We start from the raw sequence: 6,672 nt of genomic DNA, 5'->3' as shown, positions 1-6,672 counted from the left end.
GCCCCGCGGGGCGTAGGAACCGGAGGAGGAGCGGGTGGAACCGTCCGGGATGGGCTCCATGGCGATGACCGGGCCGTTGCCCAGGCTGGCCACCTGCACGGCTGGCGGCGGGGCCGAGGCGATGCTGGTCGAGCCGTCGGGGATGGGCTCCATGCGGATCACCGGGCCGGGCGGCAGGGTCGCGACCTTCACGCCCGGATCGACGGCGCGGCGCTGGTCGCGCAGCGCCAGCATGGTGGCGGTGTCGCCGCGGCGCGGCCCGGCCGGGATGCGCAGCGGGATGTCGGCGGCGGCATAGACCTCCGGCGGCGCGCGGTGGGACGGATGGGCGTCCACGATCCGCGGCCCGATCCGGGCGACGTAGTTGCGGGTCTCGGCGGGCAGGCCCTTGCCGCCCCAGAGGTAGTCCTCCAGGCGGCGGGGGCCGGCGTTGTAGGCGGCGAGGAAGGCCGGGCTGCCGTAGAGCTCGTACATCTCCCGGATATAGGCGGCGCCGGCCATGATGCTGTCATAGGGGTGGTAGGGGTCGTTCCCGAACCCGTAGCGGGAGGCGAGCTCGGCATAGGTGCCGGGCATCACCTGCATCAGGCCCATGGCGCCCACCGGGCTGGTGGCCGTGGTCCGGCCCGCGCTCTCCTGGCGCATCACCTCGCGAATCCAGCGCTCCGGCACGTCGAACCGCTTGGAGGCATCGCGGATATAGGGGCCCCAGGGATCGCCGGGCGGGCCGGGCGGGTCGTAGGAGGCGGGGCGGTGGTAGTTGGAGGAGGAATCGTAGATATGCCGGGACGAGCTGGTCGCGACCTGCTGGCTGCCGCAGGCGGCCACACAGGCCAGAAGCGACAGCGTCATCGCTCCCCGCACGCGCGCGGTCAGGCCGCGCCGATCAAACCCGCGAGGAAGCATCCCCCAATCCCCCCAATCCTCGGTACTCCCGCGGTCCTTCCGGCTTGGCCGATCGCCGGCGCCCCCACGCTGGCGAAACGGCCGGAAGCCGCGGTGCAGACGGTGCCTGCGGCGGAAAGGGCTAACGGAAGCCTGGGCATGAAGCAAGTGGAGACTCTACGATGCATATCGCGGGCTGGCGCCGCTGTGCGATCCACGTCACGTTGGCGCCCCCTTCTCGCCACATTCCGCGCAGAAGACACTCTGCCTTTCCGAAAGGAACGCCTCATGCGTCGTATAACAAGCCATTCCCGGGCGCATCGTTCGTCTTCGGCTGCTCTTCGGCTCTGCCTGGTTTCACTGGCCCTGGCCGGCGGCCTGGCCGCCTGCGCACCACAGAACACGGGCGCGACTTACAGCAGCGCGACCATGGGCGTGCCGGCGGCCGTGACCTATGGCGTGGTCAAGGGCACGCGGCCGGTGACGGTCCAGAGTGGCCGCAGCGGGGTGGGCACCGCGGCGGGCGCGGTGGCGGGCGGCGTAGCCGGCTCCTTCATCGGCGGCGACTGGCGCAGCAACGTGCTGGGCGGCCTGGGCGGCGCGGTGCTGGGCGGGCTCGCCGGCAATGCGATCGAGCGCGGGACCGGCACCGGCCAGGCCATCGAGTTCATCATCCAGCAGGACAATGGCGGCGACATCGCCGTGGTGCAGACCAACGAGGACAACCTGCAGGTCGGCGACCGGGTCTTCATCACCCATGGTCCCGACCAGGTGCGCATCGGCCGGGCCATTGGCGCCCCGCCGCCGGCCACCGGCGTCTCCGCCCGTCCGATCGGTGCCTACGCGCCCAAGTAGGACGGTAGAGGCCCCGCGAGGGCACCGGGGGAAGGAAGGCCCTCCCCCGGCGGCACGGCCCGCCAGGGGTTCCGGCGGGCAGGGCGGGGCCGCCCTGCCCGCAAGACAGGTTGTAGCGCCCCGCGGCTTCGTATAGGCACGCCCGCCATGACCGCCCAGCCGTCGCCCGTCTTCCAGATCGACGCGAGCAACCCACGACGCCTCTCCCGCGCCATGGAGGACCTGTCCTCCGGCCTGCAGACCTGGCGGCTGAGCTGGGCGCTGGCGCGACTCGACCTGCGCAACCGCTACCGCGGCTCGGTGATCGGGCCCTTCTGGCTGACCCTTTCCACCGCCGCGATGCTGGCGGGGCTGGGGCTGCTCTATTCCCGCCTGCTCGGCATCAGCCTGCGCGACTACCTGCCGCACCTGGCGGTCAGCCTCGTGGTCTGGAACGTGATCAACGGCCTGGTGACGGATGCCTGCACGGCGCTGACCGGCGCGGAAGGGGTGATCCGGCAGATGCGCCTGCCCTTCACCACCCATGCGCTGCGCTGCGTCTTCCGCAACGTGCTGACGGCGGCGCACAACATCCCCCTGCTCTTCCTCGTGCTGGCGATCTTCAACCGCTGGCCGGGGCCGGAGGTCGTGCTGCTGGTCCCCGGGCTGCTGATCTTCTTCCTGAACGCCCTGGCGGCCTCGGTCTTCCTGGGCATGGTCTGTGCCCGGTTCCGCGATGTCGGGCCGATCGTGACCAACATCATGCAGCTCGCCTTCTTCATGAGTCCGGTGATCTGGAAGGCCGACCTGCTGAGCCCCGCGACCCAGGCCTGGCTGCCGCTGAACCCCTTCTACGACCTGCTGGAAGTGCTGCGCGGCCCGCTGGTGGATGGCGGCGGGGCCATGATGGCCTGGGTCGGCGCCATCCTCTATACCCTGGCCGCCACGGGGCTGGCCCTGGGCTTCTTCGTCCGCTTCCGCGGCCGCCTCGCCTTCTGGGTCTGACGACGACATGGCTATCATCGAGGCCCAGGGGCTCAACATCGAGTTCCCGCTCTACCACGTCGCTTCCCGTTCGCTGAAGAAGCGGCTGCTGGCCAAGGCGGCGGTGCGGGTGAGCACGGACGAGTCCAACCGCGTGGTGGTGAACGCCCTGCGCGACCTCACCTTCACCATCCGCCCGGGCGAGCGCGTGGCGCTGGTCGGGCACAACGGCGCGGGCAAGACCACGCTGCTGCGGACGCTGGCCGGAATCTACGAGCCGGTCGGCGGGTCGCTGCGGGTGGAGGGGGAGATCGGCTCGCTGATCGACCCGGCGGCCGGCATGGACCCGGATTCCACGGGGCGCGAGAACATCCGCCTGCGCGGGCTCTTCCGTGGCCTCGGCGACGCCGAGATCGCCGGGCTGGAGCGCGAGGCCGCCGCCTTCTCCGGTCTGGACGAGTTCCTGGACGTGCCGATCCGCGGCTATTCCGCCGGCATGAGCATCCGCCTCTCCTTCGCGATGGCCACCACCATGAACCCCGACATCCTGCTGATGGACGAATGGTTCTCGGCCGGCGACGCGGATTTCATGCGCAAGGCCGAGGAGCGGCTGGCGGCGCTGGTGGACAAGGCGGAGATCATGGTCATCGCCACGCACGACTTCAACGTGGTGCGCCGCTGGTGCAACCGCGCCATCCGGCTGGAGGCCGGGCGCATCACCGCCGACGGCACGGTGGACGAGATCCTGGGCGCCGCCTGAGGCCCATCCGCCGTCCCGTTCCGGCTTTCCGTTCCCGGGCCGGGCCGCCCGTCGCGTGCCTTTGTCCCCCCGCCTGGTTGCTTCCCCGGACTGCTGCCGTTATCGCTCTCGCCCGATGGGTGAACGAGACGACAAGCCGTTGAAACGGTCCTTGCTGGCGCCGCTGCGGGATCTTCCGGAACCCTGGAAGCGCCAGTTGCGCCAGGGCTTCCGGAAGGGGGTGCGCGCCTATCGGGCGATCCCCATCGCGCGCATGATCGGCCTGCGCCTCGCGGCCCTGAGCCCAGGGTTGAAGGCCAGGCTGGTTCATCGCTTCATGGCCTATGAGCGGCTTTCCGAAGGAGCCGCGCTTCCCGCCCACATCTCCGTGCAGGGTGTGCGGCTGCAGCCGCCACCGGTCCTGTCAGATGCGGAACGCTCCGCCTTCCTGCGCCTCGCGGCGCGGCATGGCGGGATCTGAACGCGGAAAGCGGCGGAATACCGATGCGGTTGCTGATCGACATGCAGGGCGCCCAGGGCACGAGCCGCCTTCGCGGCATCGGGCGCTACTCGCGCGACCTGGCGCTCGCCCTGGCGCGGGAGGCCCGGGGGCACGAGGTGCACCTGCTGCTCAACGGCACGTTGGGCGATGGCGGCGACGCGCTGCGGGAAGCCTTCGGCGAGGTCCTGCCGGATTCCGCCTTCCATCTCTGGTGGGGCCCCGCCGGCGCGCCGGATGTCACCGAGCCCCGTCCCGCCCGGCGCACGGCGGGTGAGATCCTGCGGGCCGAGGCCATCGCCGCGCTGGCGCCGGACCTGCTCCTGGCGACCAGCCTCTTCGAGGGTTCATCCGACGACGTGATCGCGCGCTGGCCGCCCGACCGGGCACGGCCGGCCACGGCGGCGGTCTGCTACGACCTGATCCCGCTGATCCAGCGGGAGGACTATCTCGATGGCCCCTGGGCGGGGGCGCAGCGGCTGAAGGACTGGTACTTCCGCTGCCTGCACGAGATGGCCGAGGCCGACCTGCTGCTCGCCATCTCCGAGGCCAGCCGGCAGGACGCCATGGAGCATCTCGCCCTGCCCGGCGACCGGGTGGTCAATATCCGCGCCGGGTACAGCGCGGTCTTCGGCCCGCAGCGAATGGACGCAACGCGGAAGCAGGCGCTGCTCGCCCGCTACGGGCTGCGCGACGGCTTCGTGCTCTTTGTCGGCGGCGGCGACCCGCGCAAGAACGAGGCCGGGCTGCTGCGGGCCCAGGCGCTGTTGCCGCCGGCGTTGCGGGCCCGGCACCAGCTGGTGATCGTCGGCGCCACGGACCCCGCGGAATTCGCCTTGGCCCGCAAGGCGGCCGGCCTCGGGGCGGAGGAAGCGGTGCTGATCCGCTTCGTGCCGGAGGCGGACCTGCCGGCGCTCTACGCGGCCTGCGACCTTTCGGTGCTTCCTTCCTTCTACGAGGGTTTCGGCCTGCCGGTGCTGGAGGCCATGGCCTGCGGCGCCCCGGCGATCGGCAGCCGCGCCGGCAGCCTGCCGGAAGTGATCGGACTGGAGGAGGCGCTGTTCGACCCGCGTGATCCGGCGGATATCGCCCGGTTGATGACGCGCGCCCTGGCGGAGCCCGCTTTCCGCGCACAGCTCCTGGCCCATGCCCCGGCCCAGGCGGCACGCTTCGGCTGGGCGGATACCGCGGCACGCAGCTGGTCGGCGCTGGAGGCCCTGCTGGAAGCCCCGCGTCTCCGGGACCGTCCCGCCCATCTCGTGCCCGGGCGGCGCCTGCCGCGCCTCGCCCTGGTCTCGCCCCTGCCGCCGCAGCCGACCGGCATCGCCGACTATACGCGTGAGCTCGCCCCGGCCCTGGCGCGCCATTACGACGTCACCCTGGTCTGCGAGAGCGGCCTGACCGAGGACGAGCGGCTGCGGGGCGCCTTTCCGGTGCTGGATGCCGGCACCTTCGGGAACCTGGGGGAACGCTTCGACCGGGTGCTCCACCAGCTCGGCAATTCCGATCTCCACGACTTCCAGTATCGGGGCCTGCTGGCGGAGCAGCCAGGGGTGGCGACGCTGCACGATTCCTTCCTGTCCGGCCACGCGCTCTGGCGGGCCTACCGGGAGGGCGACCGGGAGCGTCTCGTCGCGGCGCTGCATGCCTCCCACGGCTGGCCCGCCGTCCTGACCTGGCTGCGCGAGGGCGATATCGCCGCGACCCGCGCCTGGCCCTGCAGCCTGCCGGTGCTGCGCGACACGATCGGCGTGATCCAGCACTCGCTGCACGCCGCCGAATGGACGCGGCGGCACTACGACGCGGCCACGGCGGGGGAGCCTGCCATCATCCCGCATTTGCGCCGGCTTCCTCCGAAGGGCGACCGGGCCGCCGCCCGCCGGCGCCTGGGGCTGGCACCGGATCTCCCGGTCATCGCCAGCTTCGGCATCCTGACAGCCAGCAAGCTGCCGGACCGTCTCGTCGCGGCCTGCCATGGACTGCACCACGCGGGGAAGCGGCCGCTCCTGGCGCTGGTGGGCGAGGCGGTGGAGCAGCTCGACCTCCCGCGCGAAGGCGCCACCCTGCGGCTGACCGGACGGGTCTCGCCCCAGGACTATGCCGACTGGATGGCGGCGGCCGATATCGCGGTCCAACTGCGCGACCATTCGCGCGGCGAGACCTCCGGCGCCCTGATCGACTGCCTCGCGGCGGGGCTTCCCGTGGTGGTGAACCGCCATGGCACCATGTCGCAGGTGCCGGATGGCTGCCTCCGCGCCATTCCCGAACGGTTCGGGGATGGGGAGCTGCGCGCCGTGCTGCAGGATCTGCTGCAGGACCCCGCCTCGGGCCGCCAACTCGGCGCACGGGCACGGGAATGGGTGCGGGAGACGCTATCCCCCGAGCGGATCGGGCTGGCCTATCGCGAGGCGATCGAGGCGTTCTACGACAGGCCCGGCGCCTTCCTCCGGCTGGGCGATCCCTTCCATGGCGCCCTGCTGCCGCGCGGCAGCGCCGAGGACTGGGCCTCCGTCGCCCAAGCCAGCCTGGCCAATTTCCCGCCGCGCCGGCCGCCCTTCCTGTTTCTGGACGTGACCGATGGCTGGCCGGACCCGGCGGAGCTGGAGCGCCTGCTGCTGGCGCATCCCCCGGCGCTCCGCGTGGAGCCCGTCCGCTTCGAGATGCCGGCGGAGGACGGCGCCACGCTTCCGGCGGGAACGCGGGCGGCCCCGGCCGGCGCCTACCGGACAGC

The 6,672-nt window shown here is 71.9% G+C and carries 6 protein-coding genes; 5 read left to right on the top strand and 1 reads right to left on the bottom strand.

Translation table 11 applies throughout. The features are described 5' to 3' along the window. On the bottom strand, positions 1 to 906 hold a 906-nt coding region (locus tag ROTAS13_RS27265; RefSeq protein WP_171979128.1), incomplete at its 3' end, for a lytic transglycosylase domain-containing protein. 408 nt (positions 907 to 1,314) lie between these two features. Between ROTAS13_RS27265 and ROTAS13_RS16765 the strand changes: the two genes are divergently transcribed. The 5 genes from ROTAS13_RS16765 to ROTAS13_RS16745 form a co-directional block, all read left to right on the top strand. Then, complete coding sequence (locus tag ROTAS13_RS16765) at positions 1,315 to 1,740, top strand: glycine zipper 2TM domain-containing protein (protein WP_019460173.1); 426 nt, start codon at positions 1,315 to 1,317, stop codon at positions 1,738 to 1,740. A gap of 147 nt (positions 1,741 to 1,887) precedes the next feature. Next, positions 1,888 to 2,724, top strand: coding sequence for an ABC transporter permease (locus tag ROTAS13_RS16760; protein WP_075822901.1), 837 nt, complete (start codon positions 1,888 to 1,890; stop codon positions 2,722 to 2,724). A gap of 7 nt (positions 2,725 to 2,731) precedes the next feature. Continuing rightward, positions 2,732 to 3,463 carry an ABC transporter ATP-binding protein gene (locus tag ROTAS13_RS16755; RefSeq protein ID WP_019460171.1) on the top strand — a complete coding sequence of 244 codons (732 nt, stop codon included), beginning with the start codon at positions 2,732 to 2,734 and terminating at the stop codon, positions 3,461 to 3,463. 139 nt (positions 3,464 to 3,602) lie between these two features. Beyond that, positions 3,603 to 3,923, top strand: coding sequence for a hypothetical protein (locus tag ROTAS13_RS16750; RefSeq protein ID WP_139323400.1), 321 nt, complete (start codon positions 3,603 to 3,605; stop codon positions 3,921 to 3,923). Between the two features lie 23 nt (positions 3,924 to 3,946). After that, positions 3,947 to 6,672, top strand: a 2,726-nt coding sequence (locus ROTAS13_RS16745; protein WP_075822900.1) for a glycosyltransferase, incomplete at its 3' end; no start/stop codon positions are given.

Origin of the sequence: Roseomonas sp. TAS13 (genome assembly GCF_001950415.1) — a bacterium.
In the GTDB taxonomy this organism is placed as follows: domain Bacteria; phylum Pseudomonadota; class Alphaproteobacteria; order Acetobacterales; family Acetobacteraceae; genus Roseomonas; species Roseomonas mucosa.
The sequence above is the reverse complement of the archived record's forward strand: the minus strand, read 5'-3'. Positions and strand labels throughout refer to the sequence as shown.